This is a genomic window from Roseateles sp. DAIF2, from assembly GCF_015624425.1.
Taxonomy (GTDB): domain Bacteria; phylum Pseudomonadota; class Gammaproteobacteria; order Burkholderiales; family Burkholderiaceae_C; genus Kinneretia.
The window spans coordinates 1061599-1080242 of sequence record NZ_CP049919.1; the positions used below are offsets into that span (position 1 = coordinate 1061599).

Annotated in this window: 18 protein-coding genes and 1 pseudogene; 11 read left to right on the forward strand and 8 right to left on the reverse strand. The window is 65.9% G+C overall.

The window, feature by feature from the left end:
* The first annotated feature begins 34 nt into the window (after positions 1-34).
* The gene (gene cfa / locus G8A07_RS04970; RefSeq protein ID WP_195797594.1) at positions 35-1192 is read left to right on the forward strand and encodes a cyclopropane fatty acyl phospholipid synthase; all 1158 of its coding nucleotides are present in this window, start codon (positions 35-37) and stop codon (positions 1190-1192) included.
* Here the strand turns inward: cfa and G8A07_RS04975 are convergent.
* On the reverse strand, positions 1174-1671 hold the full coding sequence (locus G8A07_RS04975; RefSeq protein ID WP_195795989.1) for an Lrp/AsnC family transcriptional regulator: 498 nt from the start codon (positions 1669-1671) through the stop codon (positions 1174-1176). The two genes, cfa and G8A07_RS04975, sit on opposite strands and share 19 nt — an antisense overlap.
* A 148-nt stretch (positions 1672-1819) precedes the next feature.
* Between G8A07_RS04975 and glmS the strand changes: the two genes are divergently transcribed.
* Entirely contained in the window at positions 1820-3676 is a 1857-nt protein-coding gene (glmS, locus tag G8A07_RS04980) for a glutamine--fructose-6-phosphate transaminase (isomerizing) (RefSeq protein ID WP_195795990.1), read from the forward strand.
* Positions 3677-3713: 37 nt separating this feature from the next.
* Here the strand turns inward: glmS and G8A07_RS28250 are convergent, their stop codons facing one another.
* From G8A07_RS28250 to G8A07_RS05000, 4 genes are all read right to left on the reverse strand, one after another.
* Positions 3714-4226, reverse strand: coding sequence for a helix-turn-helix domain-containing protein (locus tag G8A07_RS28250; RefSeq protein WP_213086239.1), 513 nt, complete (start codon positions 4224-4226; stop codon positions 3714-3716).
* Between the two features lie 26 nt (positions 4227-4252).
* A complete protein-coding gene (locus G8A07_RS04990) occupies positions 4253-4444 on the reverse strand; it encodes a hypothetical protein (protein ID WP_195795991.1) in 192 nt (63 codons plus the stop codon).
* Positions 4445-4516: 72 nt separating this feature from the next.
* Positions 4517-4960 (reverse strand): DoxX family protein, encoded by a 444-nt coding sequence (locus tag G8A07_RS04995; RefSeq protein ID WP_195795992.1) that lies wholly within the window; start codon positions 4958-4960, stop codon positions 4517-4519.
* A gap of 73 nt (positions 4961-5033) precedes the next feature.
* The gene (locus G8A07_RS05000; protein WP_195795993.1) at positions 5034-5927 is read right to left on the reverse strand and encodes a pirin family protein; all 894 of its coding nucleotides are present in this window, start codon (positions 5925-5927) and stop codon (positions 5034-5036) included.
* Positions 5928-6026: 99 nt separating this feature from the next.
* Here G8A07_RS05000 and G8A07_RS05005 point away from each other — a divergent pair, with 99 nt between their 5' ends.
* The 9 genes and pseudogenes from G8A07_RS05005 (at position 6027) to G8A07_RS05050 (ending at position 14344) form a co-directional block, all read left to right on the forward strand.
* Complete coding sequence (locus G8A07_RS05005) at positions 6027-6917, forward strand: LysR family transcriptional regulator (protein WP_195795994.1); 891 nt, start codon at positions 6027-6029, stop codon at positions 6915-6917.
* Between the two features lie 119 nt (positions 6918-7036).
* Complete coding sequence (locus tag G8A07_RS05010; protein ID WP_195795995.1) at positions 7037-7813, forward strand: SDR family NAD(P)-dependent oxidoreductase; 777 nt, start codon at positions 7037-7039, stop codon at positions 7811-7813.
* 23 nt (positions 7814-7836) lie between these two features.
* A complete protein-coding gene (locus G8A07_RS05015; protein WP_195795996.1) occupies positions 7837-8268 on the forward strand; it encodes an ester cyclase in 432 nt (143 codons plus the stop codon).
* Positions 8269-8284: 16 nt separating this feature from the next.
* Entirely contained in the window at positions 8285-9058 is a 774-nt protein-coding gene (locus G8A07_RS05020; protein WP_195795997.1) for an SDR family NAD(P)-dependent oxidoreductase, read from the forward strand.
* A gap of 37 nt (positions 9059-9095) precedes the next feature.
* The gene (locus G8A07_RS05025) at positions 9096-10052 is read left to right on the forward strand and encodes a quinone oxidoreductase (protein ID WP_195795998.1); all 957 of its coding nucleotides are present in this window, start codon (positions 9096-9098) and stop codon (positions 10050-10052) included.
* Positions 10053-10249: 197 nt separating this feature from the next.
* Entirely contained in the window at positions 10250-10456 is a 207-nt protein-coding gene (locus G8A07_RS05030; protein ID WP_195795999.1) for a hypothetical protein, read from the forward strand.
* Between the two features lie 127 nt (positions 10457-10583).
* A pseudogene (locus tag G8A07_RS27790) lies at positions 10584-11663 on the forward strand (transposase); the annotation flags it as partial.
* Between the two features lie 237 nt (positions 11664-11900).
* The gene (locus tag G8A07_RS05045; RefSeq protein ID WP_195797595.1) at positions 11901-12386 is read left to right on the forward strand and encodes a GreA/GreB family elongation factor; all 486 of its coding nucleotides are present in this window, start codon (positions 11901-11903) and stop codon (positions 12384-12386) included.
* Between the two features lie 377 nt (positions 12387-12763).
* Positions 12764-14344 (forward strand): polysaccharide deacetylase family protein, encoded by a 1581-nt coding sequence (locus G8A07_RS05050; protein WP_195796002.1) that lies wholly within the window; start codon positions 12764-12766, stop codon positions 14342-14344.
* A 31-nt stretch (positions 14345-14375) separates the two neighbouring features.
* On the opposite strand, the gene dgcA is transcribed toward G8A07_RS05050, so the two are convergent.
* Genes dgcA through G8A07_RS05065 form a run of 3 tightly spaced genes read right to left on the reverse strand, consistent with a single transcriptional unit; the run spans position 14376 to position 18600 of the window.
* Positions 14376-15365, reverse strand: a complete 990-nt coding sequence (gene dgcA, locus G8A07_RS05055) for an N-acetyl-D-Glu racemase DgcA (RefSeq protein WP_195796003.1) — start codon at positions 15363-15365, stop codon at positions 14376-14378.
* 35 nt (positions 15366-15400) lie between these two features.
* Positions 15401-16870, reverse strand: a complete 1470-nt coding sequence (locus G8A07_RS05060) for a M81 family metallopeptidase (RefSeq protein WP_195796004.1) — start codon at positions 16868-16870, stop codon at positions 15401-15403.
* 11 nt (positions 16871-16881) lie between these two features.
* A complete protein-coding gene (locus G8A07_RS05065) occupies positions 16882-18600 on the reverse strand; it encodes a serine hydrolase (protein ID WP_195796005.1) in 1719 nt (572 codons plus the stop codon).
* Positions 18601-18644 lie beyond the last annotated feature (44 nt).

The window sequence follows — 18644 nt, forward strand, 5'->3', positions numbered from 1 at the left end:
GGCAGGCATGGACGGAGAACTGGTCAAGGGCAAGATGGGCGGCAGTGATCTGCCCGACGGGCGCGATGCGGACTGGGCGCTGCTGTCGCGCTGGCTGGCGCTGGCGGATGTGCGGCTCGGCGGCGACCGGCCCTGGGACATGCTGCTGCATGAGCCGACCCTGGCCCGGCGGCTGCTGGGCGGCGGTTCGCTGGCGCTGGGCGAGTCCTATATGGACGGGCTGTGGAGCTGCGAGCGGCTGGACCTGCTGTTTGAGCGCCTGATCACGGCGCGCCTGGGCGAGCGGCTGCGCTCGCCGCTGGAGCGGTTCCATGTGCTGAAGGCGCGGCTGTTCAATCTGCAGACGCGCCGGCGCGCCTGGCAGGTCGGCGAGCAGCATTACGACCTGGGCAACGAGTTCTACCGCGCGATGCTGGACGAGCGCATGACCTACACTTGCGCCTACTGGCAGGGCGGGCCGGGCGAGGCGCCCGCGCCGAGCCTGGCGGCCGCGCAGGAGCGCAAGCTCGATCTGGTCTGCCGCAAGCTGGGGCTGCGGCCGGGCATGCGGCTGCTGGACATTGGTTGCGGCTGGGGCAGCCTGATGCGCTTCGCGGCGGAGCGCTACGGCGTCTCCTGCGTCGGCGTGACGATCTCGGCCGAGCAGGCGGCGCTGGGCGGCGAGCTCTGCGCGGGTCTGCCGGTGGAGTTCCGGCTGCAGGACTACCGGCGGCTGGACGAGCGCTTCGACCGCATCGCCAGCCTGGGCATGTTCGAGCATGTGGGCCACAAGAATATGGGCGACTACATGGCGGTGGTGCGACGCTGTCTGGCCGACGACGGCCTGTTCCTGCTGCACACGATCGGCCGCAACGACAGCGCCCATGGCACCGACCCCTGGATCCACCGCTACATCTTCCCGAACGGCGAGCTGCCCAGCATCGCGCGCATCGGCCGCGCCTGCGAGGCGCATTTCGTCGTCGAGGATCTGCACAACTTCGGCGCCGATTACGACCTGACCCTGATGGCCTGGCATGAGCGCTTCGAGGCCGCCTGGCCGCGCTTTGCCGACCAGCTGGGCGAGCGCTTCCACCGCATGTGGCGCTACTACCTGCTGTGCAGCGCCGCGGCCTTCCGGGTGCGCGACATCCAGCTGTGGCAATGGGTGCTGTCGCCGCGCGGCGTGCCCGGGGGCTACAGGCGTCCCGGTTGAGGCAAGGCGATGCGCGGCTCGAACTTGCTGCGCAGCACGCTGAAGAAGGCCTTGACGTTGCGCACATTGGCGTCCTGCGTGAATAGACGCAGCACCAGGGCCTGGTAGGCCGGCATGTCGGCCACCTGCAGGATCAGCACGAAGTCCGGTCCCGGCGAGACGCGGTAGCACTGCTGCACCGCGGCCTCGGCCAGCACCTTCTGTTCGAAGGCGGCCAGATGCTCGGCGCCCTGGCGGTCCAGCGTGATCTCGACGATCGCGCTCAGGCCCGCGCCCAGCTTGTCGGGCGAGAGCAGCGCGACCCGGCGCTCGATCACACCGCCCTCGACCAGGCGCTTGACCCGGCGCAGGCAGGTGGCCGGCGAGACATGGGCGCGCGCCGCCAGATCCTGGTTCGACAGGGCGGCGTCCTGCTGCAGCAGGTCCAGCAGCCGCAGGTCGGTGGCGTCCAGGTCCAGGGCTGTGTTTAATTTGGTCATTAATGAAGAGTTTATGAAATTTTCAATCTCACAATATGTTGTGAGGCTGAATATTTCAAATTCATCAATGTATTGAAAGCATGTTTCTTGTTGCTCTGCCTACGATGCGCCCATCCAAAAAGCGACCCTACAAGCAAGGAGCAACCCCATGTGCGGCATCGTCGGCGCGGTCAGTCAGCGCAATATCGTCCCGATCCTGATCGAAGGCTTGAAGCGGCTCGAGTACCGCGGCTACGACTCCTGCGGCGTCGCGGTGCACCAGGGCGGCGAGCTGAAGCGCGCGCGCAGCACCTCGCGCGTGGCCGAGCTCGATGGCGCGGTGGCCGAGGACGCGATCGCCTCCGGCACCGGCATCGCCCATACCCGCTGGGCGACCCATGGCGCGCCGGCGGTGCACAACGCCCATCCGCATTTCTCGCCCGGCCCGGGCGCCGAGGCCGCGGTGGGGCGCATCGCGCTGGTGCACAACGGCATCATCGAGAACCATGAGGAGCTGCGCGCCGAGCTGAAGGCCAAGGGCTATGTCTTCAGCAGCCAGACCGATACCGAGGTGATCGCGCACCTGGTCGACCATTTCTACAACGGCGACCTGCTGGAGGCCGTGCAGCAGGCGCTGGCGCGGCTGCGCGGCGCCTATGCGATCGCGGTGTTCTGCCGCGACGAGCCGCAGCGCGTGATCGGCGCCCGCGAGGGCTCGCCGCTGGTGCTGGGCGTGGGCGAGCAGGAGAACTTCCTGGCCTCCGACGCGATGGCCCTGGCCGGCGTGACCGACCAGATCGTCTACCTGGAAGAGGGCGACGTGGTGGACCTGCAGCTGGGCCGCTACTGGATCAGCCGCCGCAATGCCGAGACCGGCCGCTTCGATGCGCAGCAGCGCGAGGTCAAGACCGTGCATGCGCACAGCGGCGCGGCCGAGCTGGGTCCGTATCGCCACTACATGCAGAAGGAGATCTTCGAGCAGCCGGTGGCGATCGCCAACACGCTGGACGCCGTCACCGGCATCAGCCCCGAGCTGTTCGGCGACGGCGCCTACCGGATCTTCAAGGAGGTCGACTCGGTGCTGATCCTGGCCTGCGGCACCAGCTACTACGCCGGCTCCACCGCCAAGTACTGGCTGGAAAGCATCGCCAAGATCCCGACCAGCGTCGAGATCGCCAGCGAGTACCGCTACCGCGACAGCGTGCCGAACCCGCGCACCCTGGTCGTGACGATCAGCCAGAGCGGAGAGACCGCCGACACCCTGGCCGCGCTCAAGCATGCGCGCGCCCAGGGCATGGAGCACACGCTGACGGTCTGCAACGTCTCCACCAGCGCGATGGTGCGCGAGTGCAAGCTGGCCTACATCACCCGCGCCGGCGCCGAGATCGGCGTGGCCTCGACCAAGGCCTTCACCACCCAGCTGGTCGGCCTGTTCCTGCTGACCCTGGCGCTGGCGCAGACCCGCGGCCAACTGGACGAGGCCAAGGAGGCCGAGCACCTGAAGGCGCTGCGCCACCTGCCGGTGGCCGTGCAGGCGGTGCTGGCGCTGGAGCCGCAGGTGATCGCCTGGAGCGAGGAGTTCGCGCGCAAGGAAAACGCGTTGTTCCTCGGCCGCGGCCTGCATTACCCGATCGCGCTGGAAGGCGCGCTCAAGCTCAAGGAGATCAGCTACATCCACGCCGAGGCCTATCCCGCTGGCGAGCTGAAGCATGGCCCGCTGGCCCTGGTCACCGCCGAGATGCCGGTGGTCACCGTGGCGCCGAACGACGCGCTGCTGGAGAAGCTCAAGAGCAATATGCAGGAAGTGCGCGCCCGCGGCGGTCAGCTCTTCGTGTTCGCCGACAGCGACACCAAGATCGAAAGCGAGACGGGCCTGCATGTGATCCGCATGCCCGAGCATTACGGCCCCCTGAGCCCGATCCTGCACGTCGTGCCGCTGCAGTTGCTGGCCTATCACACCGCCTGCGCGCGCGGTACCGATGTCGACAAGCCGCGCAATTTGGCGAAGTCGGTGACGGTGGAGTAGGGCAAGACCTGGCCCTTGTGACTTGTGTTCTTGGTAATTAAAGTCGCAAACAGGCAATTAAAGTCGTAAACACAGGTTGAGCATTTATGCGGCCTGGCGACCGAAAACCGGTTTGCGGGAACACCCACGTCCCGCTGCAGGCTGTGAGCGCCGGAACTGGGAGCTGCTGGAATGGCTCCCTGGTGAAACGCTGTTCAGCCTCATCAGCCGGCAGCACCGAATGTGGGGTTGTTGTTTCGTAGCTGCCACGGTTCCCACGGTGCCGAGAGGTGTTTGCTTGGTCGCTCGTGGATTTGCTCTCGATATCGAAGTTTTGCTGCCGGTTTTCAGCGGGCTCAGCGCACGCTTCGATAGTCACTCGGAAGCACGCCAACCTCCTTGCGGAAAACCTGCGCGAACTGGCGTCCCTTACCTCCAGACCGACCTCGACGATGGGCCTCTCCGTCTCTCTCAACAAGCGGCGTGCTCGCTCCATGCGGAGCCTTGTGAGGTACTGGGACGGTGAGAAGCCGGTGCTCTTCTTGAAGGAGTGCTTGTTCTTCGCTCGCATATGAGCGCACCAGGTGAACGGTGAGGCTAGCCCTTCTTCGACAGCTGGCGGTAGACCTGTTCCCAGTAGGAGCCGTCGACCGTCGCGCCGTGGACCAGGACGACGTTCTTGATGGAATTGGCGGGCAGCTGGTGCGCTGCGGGCGCGTCAGCAGCTGCGCCTGCCACCATGGCGGTTGCGCCAAGGACAGCGATGGCGAGCGTGGAAAGGAACTTCATGGCGTGAGTTGGATTCGTGCGTTGAGGTCGAGAAGAGGCGTGCCTCCGGTGCAGGAGGCACGCCTCAGTGCCTTAGCGAGCGGCGCTCAGGGCACCCGTCAGTTCAGACTTGCGCTCGTCCAGACTGAAGGTGCCACCGCCGAAGGCGATGAACTGCAGCAGACCGCCGGCCATGGCCAGGTTCTTCAGGAAGTGGAACAACTGGTTCTGGTCGCCCAGGGCGTTGTGGAACAGCACAGCGGAGACGACCGAGAACACGGCCAGCGCTGCGGCTACCCAGCGGGTGCGGTAGCCCAGCACCAGCAACAGGCCACCGCCCAGCTCGGCCGCCAGGGCGCCGGCATAGGCCAGTTCCGGCAGGGGCAGGCCGACCGAGGCGATGTATCCAATGGTGCCGCTCGGTGCCATCAGCTTGCCGAAGCCACTCACCAGGAAGATGGTGGCGAGGAGCAGGCGGCCAATCAGCGGCAGCACAGACACGTTGACGGGAGCGGAAATGGTGTTGGTCGATTGCATGATGAAACTCCTGAATGAAAGGTTGAATAGAAAAGCGGTGGGTAAAGAACTGAGGTGACTTGGGAGGTGGGTCTTAGACGGCCCGCCCGCTTGCGCGGAGTTGCTCGCCAAGCCGAGCAATTTCTTGTTCGCCGTGTCGAAGCGCGGCATGAGACGTGTGCACCGAGTAGGAGCCCAGCACCAGGTCGTGAGGATGTTTGCGCGCGGTGCCGAAGATGAAGTCGGCGGCGTGCTCAGCGGTCAGGTGAATCGCTTGGGTGCCTTCTTCGAAGACCACCAGCTCCTTGGCAATTCGCTCATCGCCGCTGGCCAGGGCACCCTTGCCGACATGCAACCACGCGACGTCGTGGCCGGCCGGCGGTTCCAGCTCAATGCTTTCGCCGGCCTTGAGGGACACGTGCAGGTACTGGATGCCCTCGGGCGAGTTGACCTTGCTGTTGACGCCCTGGTACTGGCCGAGGATGACGCGCACGTTGTTGACCTGCGCGACCTCGGCCGGCCGGAGGTACTGGCTTTGAGCAGGCCCCAGCTCCAGGGCTTGGGGCAAAGCCACCCACAGCTGGTAGCCGCGCAGTCGCTGGCCAGGAAGCGGCACACCGTCGTGCCACACGCCTTTGCCGGCGCGCATCCATTCAACGGAACCGGCCTCCAGCACGCCACTGGCGCCGGTGGTGTCTTCATAGCGCATGCCGCCCTCCAGCAGGACCGTCGTCGTTGCGATGCCCGAGTGCGGATGCATCGGGAACATCGTCTCGCCGGCCGACTGGAAGTCGAAGTAGTCCAGGAAGACGAACGGCTTGAGGTAGCTGCCCGCCATGTGCGGACTCACGAGGCGATTCACTGGCCCGTGGATTCGACCGCTGGTGCGAGCGGCGATGCCGCGGTGAGAAGTTTGCGCATCGCTGGACCGGCGAAAAGCCCGTTCAGAGGTACTGGTTTGCTGCGGCGTTTGGTAGATGGCTGTCATGTCTGTGCTCCGTCTAATGCGATGGAACGAAGCTTAGAAACTGGACAGCTAGCTGAGAAGCCTATATGTTTAGATGGAATCCATCTGCAGGAGCGATAAATGCTCGACGGCGTCTCTCTAGACCAACTTCGTACCTTCATAGCCGCGGCCGAGGAGGGCAGCTTTTCTGCCGCCGGCCGCAAGCTCCGGCGCGCCCAGTCCGTTGTGAGCCAGACGCTAGCCAATCTCGAGGGACAGCTCCGGGTGACGCTGTTCGACCGCTCCGCTCGCTACCCGGTGCTGACCGAGGAGGGCAAGGCTTTGCTGGGCGAGGCCAAGACGGTCATCTACGGCATGGACAGCTTCAAGGCACGGGCCCGCACGCTCTCCGAGGGGCTGGAGCCCGAGCTCTCGGTGGCGGTGGATGTCATGTTCCCCATGAGCGCACTGACGGCCGCAGTCGGTGCCTTCAAGGAACAATTCCCAACGACACCCTTGCGGATGTATGTGGAAGCGCTCGGCGCCGTGGTGCAGCCGGTGCTCGACGGCACCTGCCAACTCGGTGTCGTCGGCTCACTTCCGGTCGTGCCAGAGGGCACAAGGTCGGAGGCCCTCGCGCAGGTACCCATGGTGACCGTGGTCTCGCCGTCACACCCCCTGGCGTCGATGCAAGGCCCGCTCAGCTCCAGCGAGCTGGAGCGACACGTTCAACTGGTGTTGACCGACCGGACGACCCTGAGCGCGGGGCGCAGTTACGGGGTTCTGGCTGCGCAGATTTGGCGCCTGGCGGACCTGGGGGCGAAACACGCCTTTCTGAAAGCCGGCTTTGGCTGGGGCCACATGCCGCGGGAGATGGTGCAACGGGACCTGGACAGCGGCGAGTTGGTGCAAATCAACCTCGAAGTGCATCAGCCAGCCACGCCCAGCATCGCCATGTATGCCGTCTACCGCGGCGATGCTCCTCCCGGCCCGGCCGGCCGCTGGTTCATCGCCCGCCTCAAGGGTGGCTGAATGAATCCATCGTCTTAATAGATGAATTCCATCGAAACAAAGAGGCTACCGCGATAGGTCTGCCGTCCCTACTCTTCGAACCATGCAGCAACGAGCTGCACCACTTCAAGGAGTAGCAGATGGCACTCAAGGACTTTGAGAACAAGGTGACGCTGGTCACCGGCGCAGGTTCCGGGATTGGTCGCGAGGCCGCTCGAGCCTTCGCAAGCCGCGGCGCAATCGTCGTTGCGGCTGACCTGAACGAGGGCGGCCTGGCCGCCACCCGGGACCTGATTTCCGAGCTCGGCGGCCGCGTGTTGACCGCGCCGGTCGACGTCTCGAACGAGGCGCAGGTTCGCGAGCTCATTGCTCGTATCGACAAGGAACTGGGCCGACTGGATGTGGCGTTCAACAACGCCGGCATCACCGGTCAGGCTCACCGCATCGAGGACTACCCCACGGAAGACTTTGACCGAGTCATTGCGGTCAACCTCAAGAGTGTCTTCCTGGGAATGAAGCACCAGATTCCGCTGCTGCGGCGCACCGGCGGGGGGGCCATCGTCAACACCGCCTCGGTGGTGGCACTGACCGGCCCGGGCGGGATGAGCGCCTACGCGGCGTCCAAGCATGGCGTGCACGGCCTGACGCGCGTCGCCGCCATGGAGAACGCGGCTCACGGCTTGCGCATCAATGCACTGGCGCCTGGCTGGACCGAAACGCCCATGGTCAAGGAGGCCAGCGCACAAAACCCTGGCTTCGCAGAACTCGCCACCTCGGCCATCCCGGCCAAGCGCGGCGCCCGTCCCTCCGAGATTGCTGCTGCTGCTGTGTGGCTCGCCTCTGAGGCTTCCTCCTACGTCATGGGTCAGATGCTCGTCGTTGACGGCGGCATGACCATCGGCGGCTTTGAAATCTGAACCCATCCAAGGAAAGAACCATCATGACTGACATCACCAACATCAGCGAGGCCGCCAAGGCCGTCATCCGTCGCAACACCGCCGAAGTGCAAGGCGGCGGCAACTGGGCTCTGTTCGACGAGCTCTTCTCCGACGACTTTCTGGACCACACGCCGCAGCCCAACTGCACGCCCGACAAAGCGGGCGCCCTGGGCCTCTACAAGAAGCTGCGCGAGGCCTTCCCGGACTTTCACGCTGTCATCCACTGGCAGCGCGCCGATGGAGACGTCGTGACGACCTACAAGACCTATCACGGCACCCACAAGGGCGACTTCCTGGGCATCCCCGCCAGCGGCAAGCCGATTCAGTTCGAGACGGTCGACGCCATGCGCGTGCAGGGCGGAAAGATTACTGAGCACTGGGGCGTTGCCAACCTGTACTCGGTCTTGAAGCAACTCAACGCGCTGCCGCAATAAGGCAAAAGAGAACGACATGAACACCAACATTCTGCAAAACAAGGTCGTTGTCGTCACCGGTGCCTCCAGCGGCATTGGCCGGGCCATCGCCATCAATGCGGCCAAGCACGGCGCCCGAGCCGTCGTCGTCTCCGACATCAGCCCCGACCCTCGCGAAGGAGGCTCGCCCACCACTGATGAAATCAAGCTGCTTGGCGTCGCGACGACTTTCGTCAAGGCCGACGTGAGCAAGAAGGAAGAGGTCGACGCGCTCGTCGAGGCGGCTGCTGAGTTCGGCGGTGTTGACGTGATGGTGGCCAACGCCGGCATCAGCCTGAAGGCCGACGGTCCGGACGTGTCTGCTGACGACTTCCGCAAGCTGCTCGCCGTGAACCTGGACGGTACGCTCTTCAGTGCTCAGGCCGCTGCTCGTCAGATGAAGGCCAACGGCAAGAAGGGCAGCATCGTGCTGATGGCCAGCATGGGCGGTCTGTCTGGTGCGGGCATCACGGTGGCGTACTCAACCAGCAAGGGCGGTGTCGTGCTGATGGCCAAGTCTCTTGCCGACGCACTGGGGCCGGACGGAATCCGCGTGAACGCGGTGGCTCCGGGAACCATCGACACGCACCTGCTGCGCACCGCGCCCGGCATTGCCGAGGCGGCCGAAGGCTTCCGCCAGCGAACGCCGCTGCGCCGCCTTGGCCAGCCCTCCGAAATCGGCGATGCCGTCGCATTCCTGGGCTCGGACCTGTCGAGCTACGTCACTGGCACCGCACTGCTGGTCGACGGAGGCCTGCTCGCCGTCATCTGAGCTGGCCCTGCATCCAAAAATCATCAAGGAACTCAACGTGAACACCACCATTCGTTTCCACTCCTATGGCGGCCCCGAAGTGCTCGAGGTCCAGGACAACTCCGATATCGGCCTGCCGGGCGCGGGTCAGGTCCGCCTGCGCCACTTGGCCATCGGCGTGAACTTCATCGACACGATGTTCCGTCAGGGCGTCTTCCCTGTGCCCGTGCCCTCCATTCCCGGCGTCGAAGGCGTTGGCGTTATTGAGGCGGTCGGCAAGGGCGTGAGCAACTTCCAGGTCGGCCAGCGAGCGGCGTACTACCTGGCGCCTGGCAGCTACACCCAGACTCGGCATGTGGACGCATCGGCGCTGGTCGCCGTACCCGAAGACCTCAGCGCCGAGCAAATCGCCGCGGTCCTTACCAAGGGGCTGACGGCATGGGCGGGCCTCAACGGCTATCACCAGCTCCAGGCTGGCCAGACGGTTCTGGTGCAAGGCGCCTCAAGTGGGGTTGGCAGCCTGCTGGCACGCTGGGCCAAGGCGCGAGGTGCCACGGTTATTGGTACCGCGGGCAGCGACGCGAAGCGCGCTGCGCTCGCGGGTGCCATCGACCATGTGCTGCCGTCTGATGCAGCTGACCTGGGCGCACAGCTTCGCAAGCTGGTGCCTGGCGGCGTCGACGTGGTCTACGAGCTCGTGGGCAAAGCGACGTTCGATGCCAGCTTGGCGGCTGTGAAGGACGGTGGAACCATCGTCTCCATTGGTGCCGCCTCCGGTGCGCCGAATGTTGACAAGGACGTGGTGGCCGAGCGCGGGCTCAAGATGGTCGGCGGCCCGATGGCCACCTACCTGGCAGGCCATGTCCAGCAGGCGACCAATGACGTCTTTGCTGCCTTGAAGGCTGGCGTTCTTGGGGAGGTCGCCATCACGAAGTACCCGCTGCGCGATGCCAACAAAGCCCACCAAGACATCGCCTCGCGTGCCAAGACCGGCTCGCTGGTCCTGATGCCGTAAGCCAGTCGTCCGTCCACGCTGCCACTCATGCAGGCGCCTGAGTGGCAGCGGCCGTGGTGGGGGCACTCTGCGGTGAGCCGATGGCCCGGATGGCTTGGAGTTTCACCGCGGCATCTCTCGCCGGTGAAACGCCGAACTGCCGCACGTAGTCCCGGGTGAAGTGAGAGGCACTCGCACACCTGAGCCACAAGATTGCCATGCATCTGGTGCACGAAATGTTGGTGCCTGTGCTGCCTGCTTGGGTGCAAGGGCTGGTGTTGTTTGCCGTTTACGCCCTGGCTGTGATGGTTCTCGGTGCGGCTCTTCACTACTCGGTAGAGCGCCCCTTCCTGCGTTGGCGCGACCACCGGGCGCAGTCGCGATCGACCGTCGCACCGCTTCCGGCCGGAGACGTCGCCGCCTGATGGCGATGTAAGGCCCGTCAACGGCGCTCTTCGAATGTCGGCTCTCAGCCGATTCTGTTGAAAAACCCGATGGCAATCAGCGTCTGCTGACCTAAGGTCTTGCATCGCAGCGGCGGAGGGCAAGCAGATGATGGGTCAGAGCGGCGGCACGCAGGACAGACTCTTCTACAGCTTTAACCTCAACGACCACATACCGCGCGACCATCTGATCAGGGGTATCGACCGCTACTTCGACCTCGGCGACCTGCGCCAACAGCTTGCCCCGTTCTACAGCCACACCGGCCGCCCCTCGATCGATCCGGAATTGATGATCAGGATGCTGGTCATCGGCTACTGCTTCGGCATTCGATCCGAGCGCAAGCTCTGCGAGGAAGTGCACCTGAACCTGGCCTATCGTTGGTTCTGCCGGCTTGACCTTGAAGACCAGATCCCCGATCACTCGACCTTCTCGAAGAACCGGCACGGGCGCTTCCGTCAGAGCGATGCCTTCCGCTTGGTCTTCGAGAGCGTTCTGCGCCGCTGCATGCATGAGGGCCTGGTGCGCGGCGAGGGGTTTGCCGTGGACGCCAGCGTGATCAAGGCCGGTGCCAGTCGTGCTCGTGGCGTTCCTGGAGTCGATGCAATGAAGTGGCGCGATGCAGGTCGAGAATCCTGCCACCGACGATGAGCCATCGCCGCCACCTCCGCCCAAGAAGGTCTCATTGACGGACCCAGCCGCGCAATGGACGGCCGCGCCTGTTGGCCCTGCGTTCTTCGCGTACTCGACCAAAACTACCTTATCGATCTGTCGGCGGGCGTCATCGTGGACGTCGAGGCCACGCCCGCGCTTCGATCTCACGAGTTGAAGGTGACGAAGACCATGGTCGACCGCGTCGAACGCCGCTTCGGCCTCAAGCCAAGGCGACGGGTGGGGGACATGGCCTATGGCATCGCACCGATGCTCAGCTGGATGGTCAAGGACAAGGGCATCGAGCCGCACGTGCCCGTGTGGGACAAGACCGGTCGCAAGGATGGGACTCTCTCCAGCTCGGAGTTCCAGTGGATCGCCCAGAGCAACGAGTACCTCTGCCCTGAGGGCCATGCGCTTCGCTGCGCACGTCGCACCTTCACGGTGGGGCGTGACCGAGTGACCACGGCGGACACCGTGATCTACAGGGCCAGCCAACACGACTGCGCGCAGTGCTCTCGCAAGCAGCAGTGCTGGCCGGGCGAGTTTTTCAACAGAATCAGCCTGATGCAGCCGATGGAAGTTGGGTGATGGCGGCAGGGGCGCTGCCCGTGGTCCAACATTGCAGGCTTCAACGCGAATCCGCGCGCTCAAGGTGATTGATGAAGGATTGATGGCGAGGGCTGCGGCAGAAGCAGCGTCGAAATCTGCTGCTGGTACCGATGGAACGTCACAATCCTGCCCCTGCGTGTTCGATCGATAGGCTTCTTCTTCATGATCGATAAATTCTTGCTGCAGCAGCAGGTGCTGGAACGGCTCGCAGAAGACCTGCTGCAGGCCGAACAGGCCGCGCGGGCGGCCCACGAAACGGCGACTCACGAAGAGAACATTGCCGAAAACAAGTACGACACATTGGGTCTCGAAGCCGCCTACCTGGCCACCGGCCACGCTCGGCGCGCCGACGCCGTCCGCCAGGCGATAGCCAACTGGCGCCAGTTCCGCCCACGCCCCTACGACGCGAGCAAAGGGATAGAGCTTGGCGCGCTGGTCTGCCTGGTCGATTCCGACGGCGCGCAACAGCAGCTCTTCCTCGGCCCGGGTGGCGGCAGCATGAAGTTGCTCAGCGGCGCACAGCAGCTCGTGCAGGTCATCAGTAGCGAGGCCCCGTTGGGCAGGGCCATGCTGGGTAAATGCGAGGGCGATGAGCTGTCGCTGCAGATCGCTGCAATCCGACAGCAGTTCGAGGTGTTGTGGGTTCAATGAGCAGCAACGACGGCGTGGAGGACGAGTTGCGCATCCACGCGGCCTGGCCATTCCCAGGGACTGGATCGGTTCCGGGGAAAGAGCAGTCGGCGGACGGTGGGTCGATTGGTCAAGACCTGACCCCATTCCATTTCCACGCTCCTACATTCCTGTAGCCTGCTCCGGTGACGCCCGCCCGCTCGGCCGCCGGTGTCGAGGGTAAATGCCAAATTGGTACCGGTTGTGTCTCATATCCAGAGAAGTTAGGGTGCGCTGGCATCTCGGTGGTCTGAAAACCGGATGCCGACGAAGCAGTCCCTTTCTTCCTTTCACAGACAGCTGGTGACGGCGCCGCCAGGGCGGTCTTCGCAAGCCGGCATCGATCATGGAGACAAGAGATGATGATGGTGGTGCGTCGAGAGCTTGGGATGCGGGGCGTGCAGCGCCTGCGCGCGGGGCGTTGGCTGGGGATGGTGGTGGGCCTGGCCGGCTGCTTGCTGGCCACGGGCGTGGGGGCCGCCGCGCCGGGGGCAGGGCAGGTCCTGCCCCTGGATACCACGGGGGTCGACAGCGGGCAGCCCCTGCGCGTGGAGTGGGCCAAATGGTGGGGGCCGGCGGCGGAGCGCTGGCAGCTGCTGCGCAATGGCGCCATCGCCTGCGAAGGGCGGCTGGACAGCGCCAGCTGGACCGCATGGCGCCAGGCCCAGCAAGGCAGCTGCACCACGCCGCTGGGTGGAGGCGAAAACCGCCTGCAAGTGCGGCTGTGCCAGGGGAGCGAGTGCAGCAACGGTCCGGTGAGCCGGGTGAACCTGCCGGTGGTGGCCGTGCAGGCGGCCGCGGCCGGCTGGCAGGCGGCCCAGGCCTATGCCAAGGGCAGCCGCGTGCAATGGGACGGCCGCATCTACGAGGCGCGCTACTGGTCCCGGGGCGCGCAGCCGGGGCAGGACCGCGAGGCCTGGGCTTTGCTGGCCAACGCCCGCACCCAGGGCGCCCAGCTGGGTGTCAGCACCTGGAAGGCGGGGGCGCAGGCGGCCTACAGCATCCTCTTCGACGACTACTGCGGCTGGACCAATGACGAGGGCCAGGTGCTGGGCGAGCAGGAGCTGGCGCGGCGTGGCCTCGTGGCCTCCTTCGGCGTGATATCTGGCAGCTGCGGGGATCCGGCCTGGTCACCCCATTGGCCGCGCTTGAAGGGCTTTGTGTCGCGCGGGCATGAGGTCTTCAATCACTCCTGGGACCATGGCCATCCGCTGGACGCGGACTGGGCCTCGCGCAAATGGGGCGGCAACGAGCTGGAGATCCGCCAGTCCACGCAGAAAGTGGCCGAGATGCTGGAGGGCTACCAGATGCAGTTCTTCAGCTTCCCCTTCGACGCGGCCACCGATGAGCAACTGGCCTTCCTGAAGTCCATGCCGCAATACCTGGGCACGCGCACGCCCAACTACTGGCAGGCCAGCGGGGTGAATGCCGCCAACTTCGGCGACCCCTTCCGCCTGCGCTTCCTGGTCTATGTCAATGCCGACCAGGGGGCGGACAACCCGGGCTCCCTGCCCAACTACCTGCGCGACACCCTGGCCCAGGGCGGCTGGGGCCTGCGCGTCTTTCATTCGGTGAATGACGCCTACTACGAGTCCGTGCCCCTGGCGGCCTACCAGGCCCACCTGGATGCCGTGCAGCAAGCCGCGCAAAGCGGCCGCCTGTGGGTGGCCGGGGTGTCCGAGGTGTTGCGCTACCGCGTGGCGCGCGAAGCCTGCGCGCCCTCGGTGGAGCGGGTGGCCACGGGGCTCCTGCTCAGCTTCAACAACAGCGGTGAGACCTGCCAGCGCTATGCCACGCCCTTGAGCCTGCGGGTGGATGCTGTCGCGGGCGGCTCCCTGCAGGCCTGGCAGGCCGGGGCGGTGCTGCCGGTCAGCGTGCGGAGCGATGGCAGCCAGTGGGTGCTGGCGCATCCGCTGCAGGGGCCGGTGCTGTTGCGATAAGTGAGTGCGGCGCTTGGCCCTGCCGACCTGCCTAGCCCCACAAGGCAGCGTCCGGCGGGCTGAGCTGCGCCGCCTCGTAGCGCATGGCGGGCTCACGGTCGCGTGCGAGCAGCAGCGGCCCATCGAGATCGACAAAACGGCATTCCTGGGCAACGATAAAAGCAGGTGCCATCGCCAGCGCCGTCCCTCCCATATTGCCCACCATCAGCCCGAATCCCATTTGATGGGCGGTCCGGGCCAGGGCCAGGCCTTCGCTCAGGCCTCCGCTCTTGTCGAGCTTGATGTTGATGTACTGGTAGAGGCCCTTCAACGCATGCAGCGATCCGCGGTCATTGCAGGACTCATCGGCGGCCAGGGGGATGGGCGAGGCCAGGCCATCGAGCTGCGCATCGTCGCCGCGCGGCACCGGCTGTTCGATCAGCTCCACGCCATGAGCTTGCAGCTCCGGCAGGATCTTTTCCAGCAGCCGGCGATCCCAGGCCTGGTTGGCATCGATCATCAGGCGCGCTGCGGGATGCTCCTCGCGCGCGAAGCGGACCATGTCGAGATGGCGGGTCTTGTCCGCCTTCAGCTTGAGCAAGGGCATGTGGCGGGCCGCACGGATCTTGCGGCGTACATCCGCCTCCTGGCCCAGGCCGATCGTGTAGGCGGTCTCGACCGGCAGCACCTGTTGTTCGCGCCCGGCCAGTTGCCATGCGCGCCGGCCGGCCTGCTTGGATCGCAGATCCCATAGCGCGCAGTCCAGCGCGTTGCGCGCGCCGCCGGCCGGCAGCCATTGCATCAGCTCGTCGAAGGACAGGTCGGCATGCAGACGCGGGCGCAGCCCGTGGACCTGGGCCGCCATCGACGCCGGGGTCTCCCCGTCGTAGGAAACGCCGGCCGCCTCGCCGCGGCCGACATGGCCATCGGCATCGCGCAGCTCGACCAGGAGCACGTCGATCGCGGTCATCACGGCATTGGAAATCTCGAAGGGCTCTTGCAGTGGCCAGTCTTCGGTGGTGATTGAGCAGTCAAGCAGCATGGCGCGCTTCCCGGAGTATGTTGAGGTTGGAAGATTCAGCCGCGATCGGCCCGAGGGTCGGCCACGCGCGGCCAGTAGTTCAGGTTGCGCACCCGATAGGGGATGGCGGCGAAGTCGGGCGCGATCGCACCCGGCGTGGCGGCATAGAGCACGGCTTGCGAGATCGGCGCGAACTCGGTGTGGAAATGCTGGGTCGACTTGACCACCACCAGCTTCATGTCCTCCAGGCGCAGACCCAGACCGGTGAAGGCCTCCGGGCTGAAGACCTGACCCCGGACGGAGGCGAGCACGAGGTGGACGCCGTTCGGCGCCTCCACCCAGACCGCCGTGCCCAGCGGCGCCCGATCGCCGACCACCACGGCGCTCTGGCTGTGGTTCTCGACGATGGCACGGACCGTGACGCGCAGGTCCACCGGCTCCCCGGAGCTCGGCCCGCATTTGCCGCCGACGCGCAGGTCGATCAGCGCGCCGACGCCGGCCTCGCGGCAGAGGTGGATGGCCCCCAGGTCCCAGAACGCGCCGAGCGCGACCTGGCCGATGCCGCGTTCCAGCACGCGCCGCAGGATGAAGCTGCTGTCACCCGGTGCGCCGCCCCCCGGGTTGTCTGCGACATCGGCCAACACGACCAGTCCCGGCTGTGCAAGGGCCTGGTCGAGGGCTTCATCCAGCGGCAGCGTGTTGCCCCCGGTCTGCTCGCGCAGCGCCCAGAACTCATGGCCGAGCCGGTCGGCCAGCGCCTGGGCCTGCGTTGGGTCACCGTCGGTGATCACCCACAGCTTGGCGCCGGATTCGGGCACGTCCCCCCAGGGGAATCCATGGCCGAGCGAGACGGAGAGCACGCCATCGCGTCCCTCGAAGGACTGCATGCGCCGCACGAAGCCGGCCATCGGCTCGCGGGTGGTGTGCCACAGGCCGACCATGCGGCAGTCATGCACGGCGGTGACGGGCCGAATGCGGCCGTTGTGCCTATCGACGAGCAGACGGTACAGCTCCCGGGCCCGCGCCGTGCCATCGGTGTGCGGGTACTCCTTGAAGGCGATGATCAGGTCGGCCGACGCACGCATGCGCTCGGTGAAGTGGCAATGCAGGTCGAGTTCCGCGCCGACCGGCACATCGGGGCCGACGATGTCGCGGATGCGGGACAGCAGATCGCCTTCGCAATCATCGTAGCCCTCGGCCACCATGGCGCCATGCAAAAGCAGCAGGACCGCATCGACGGGAAGCGCTGTGCGCAGGTCTTCAAGCAGCTGATCACGCAGCGATTCGTACACGGCACGCACGGTGCGACCGGAGGGTTCGGCCAGGGCACACAGGCCCTCGGCCACCTCGTGACCATCGGCCTCGATCATCGAACGGATGGCATGCAGGTAGGCGCCCGTCCCGGTTGGGGCCAGGCGGCTGGCATCGCCGCGATACAGCCCCTGTTCCTCGAAGCCTTGCCATCCCGTGGGTGTGGCGGCGAAGGTGTTGGTCTCGGTGGCGAGCTGGGCTATGAAAAACTTCATCGCGAATCTCCTCAATCGGCCAGACGCTGAAAGTGCAGATGGCGCGAGCGCATGGTGTTGAGACGGAACGCCGCCACCCGTCCGGTCGACTCCTCAATGCTCTCGACGTGCAGCACACCCGTGCTCGGCGGAAACTGCATCGAGTCGACCTCGGACCAGCCGTAGACGGCGGGGGAAAAGGTTTGAAGCTCCGCCGACATGGCACCGTAAGACCCGGCAATGCGCAGCCGCAGCGCACCGTCCTGCAGGAACACCGTGGCGATGGCGGCCAGGTCGGCCGAGCGATACCGGCCCAGCAGATCGGTGCCGAGGCTGGCAGCGTCGGGCGTGCTTGCAGGCAGACGCTCCAGTCGGCAATGCCGGCCCGCCTCATGGAGATCGAGTGCCGCGGGGGCATCCCCCTCGGTGGCGAGCTGGCCGGCGCTCAAGATCAGCGGCCCGACCGCCAGGTCCTCGAAGCCGATGCGCAGCTGCTCGCCTTCCTCGCGCATCGGGACCGGCGGTCCGTTCAGGAACTTCAGGCCCAACCGGCCCTCCGGGGCCGGCGCAAACTCGATCACGCAGCTGGCATCGGCGTAGCGCGCGCCCAGCATCGGCTTGAAGCGATCGGCGGCGGCCTTCTGCGGCGCGGGGCCGAGTTCGGCATCACCCAGCACCGTGTCGATCACCTGGTTGGCGAGCTCCATCGGATTCACCGGGGCGCCATTGACGATGATGATGATGTCCAGGGCATGACCTGGCACCGTCAGCATCTGGCACGATCCGCCGACCACGCCGCCCGCGTGATGGATCACCTCCAGGCCTCGGTAGTCGTGGCGCATCAGGCCGAGCGCGTAGGGATTGACGAGGCCGTTGTTCAGCCTTGCGCAAGCGGTCATCTGCTGCCAGCTCGCGGCGCTGCCCACGGACTTCTGCGGCGCGCGCAGATGTGCCAGCCAGCGCAGCATGTCGTCGATGGTGGAGACCATCGCGCCTTCTCCGCGAATTTCCTCCGATGGGAAGATGCCGCGCCGCCAGCCACCGCCCTGCGCCGGCGGCAGCGCCTCGTGCAGGGTCGCGATGCCGGCGTGGATCTCCAGGTCGCTCGGAACCGATGCCGTGTCGACCATGCCCAGCGGCGTGAAGATGCGCTCCTGCAGGAAGCGTTCGAACGGCATGCCGGACTGTCGTTCGATGACCAGGGACAGCAGGTGATAGCCGCCGTTGCAGTACACCATGTTCTCGCCCGGCGCGAAGTTCATCTCTTGCTGCCGGGCCATGGCCGTCAGGCCGCTGCCTTTGGGCATGATGGCCGTGCTGAACGCGATGAAGGCCAGGTCCAGGTGGCAGCGGTAGCCGCTGGTGTGGTTCATCAACTGGCGCAGGGTGGGCTCGCCCTGCGCGAAGGCCGGGAGCTCCGGCAGGTAGCTGCGCACGCCGGCGTCGATGTCCAGCTTGCCGTCTTCGGCCAACAGCAGCGCGGCGAAGCAGGCGAAATGCTTGCTGGTGGAGCCGATGCGCATGCGCGTCCAGGGCGTGTTGGCCACCGCATGTTCGAGGCTGGCCATGCCGAAGCCCCGGCGGTAGATCGTCTTGCCCCGATGCGCGATGCCGACCACGAGGCCCGGCGCATCACTGCGGTTCACCGACTGGAACAAGGCGTCCAGGGCGGCCGCACTGGTGGTGGGTTCGGCGGCGGGAACGGCGTCGTTCCGGGTGGTGCTGGATTGCTCGCTTTTCGTATGGCTCATCGCTGGTCTCGGCTCGAAGGAAGGGCGCCCATGCGCCCCTGCCC

Coding starts and splice junctions, on each gene's coding strand:
- cfa (WP_195797594.1), top strand. CDS start 35: ATGGGCGGCAGTGATCTGCCCGACGGGCGCGATGCGGACTGGGCGCTG.
- G8A07_RS04975 (WP_195795989.1), bottom strand. CDS start 1,671: ATGACCAAATTAAACACAGCCCTGGACCTGGACGCCACCGACCTGCGG.
- glmS (WP_195795990.1), top strand. CDS start 1,820: ATGTGCGGCATCGTCGGCGCGGTCAGTCAGCGCAATATCGTCCCGATC.
- G8A07_RS28250 (WP_213086239.1), bottom strand. CDS start 4,226: ATGCGAGCGAAGAACAAGCACTCCTTCAAGAAGAGCACCGGCTTCTCA.
- G8A07_RS04990 (WP_195795991.1), bottom strand. CDS start 4,444: ATGAAGTTCCTTTCCACGCTCGCCATCGCTGTCCTTGGCGCAACCGCC.
- G8A07_RS04995 (WP_195795992.1), bottom strand. CDS start 4,960: ATGCAATCGACCAACACCATTTCCGCTCCCGTCAACGTGTCTGTGCTG.
- G8A07_RS05000 (WP_195795993.1), bottom strand. CDS start 5,927: ATGACAGCCATCTACCAAACGCCGCAGCAAACCAGTACCTCTGAACGG.
- G8A07_RS05005 (WP_195795994.1), top strand. CDS start 6,027: ATGCTCGACGGCGTCTCTCTAGACCAACTTCGTACCTTCATAGCCGCG.
- G8A07_RS05010 (WP_195795995.1), top strand. CDS start 7,037: ATGGCACTCAAGGACTTTGAGAACAAGGTGACGCTGGTCACCGGCGCA.
- G8A07_RS05015 (WP_195795996.1), top strand. CDS start 7,837: ATGACTGACATCACCAACATCAGCGAGGCCGCCAAGGCCGTCATCCGT.
- G8A07_RS05020 (WP_195795997.1), top strand. CDS start 8,285: ATGAACACCAACATTCTGCAAAACAAGGTCGTTGTCGTCACCGGTGCC.
- G8A07_RS05030 (WP_195795999.1), top strand. CDS start 10,250: ATGCATCTGGTGCACGAAATGTTGGTGCCTGTGCTGCCTGCTTGGGTG.
- G8A07_RS05050 (WP_195796002.1), top strand. CDS start 12,764: ATGATGATGGTGGTGCGTCGAGAGCTTGGGATGCGGGGCGTGCAGCGC.
- dgcA (WP_195796003.1), bottom strand. CDS start 15,365: ATGCTGCTTGACTGCTCAATCACCACCGAAGACTGGCCACTGCAAGAG.
- G8A07_RS05060 (WP_195796004.1), bottom strand. CDS start 16,870: ATGAAGTTTTTCATAGCCCAGCTCGCCACCGAGACCAACACCTTCGCC.
- G8A07_RS05065 (WP_195796005.1), bottom strand. CDS start 18,600: ATGAGCCATACGAAAAGCGAGCAATCCAGCACCACCCGGAACGACGCC.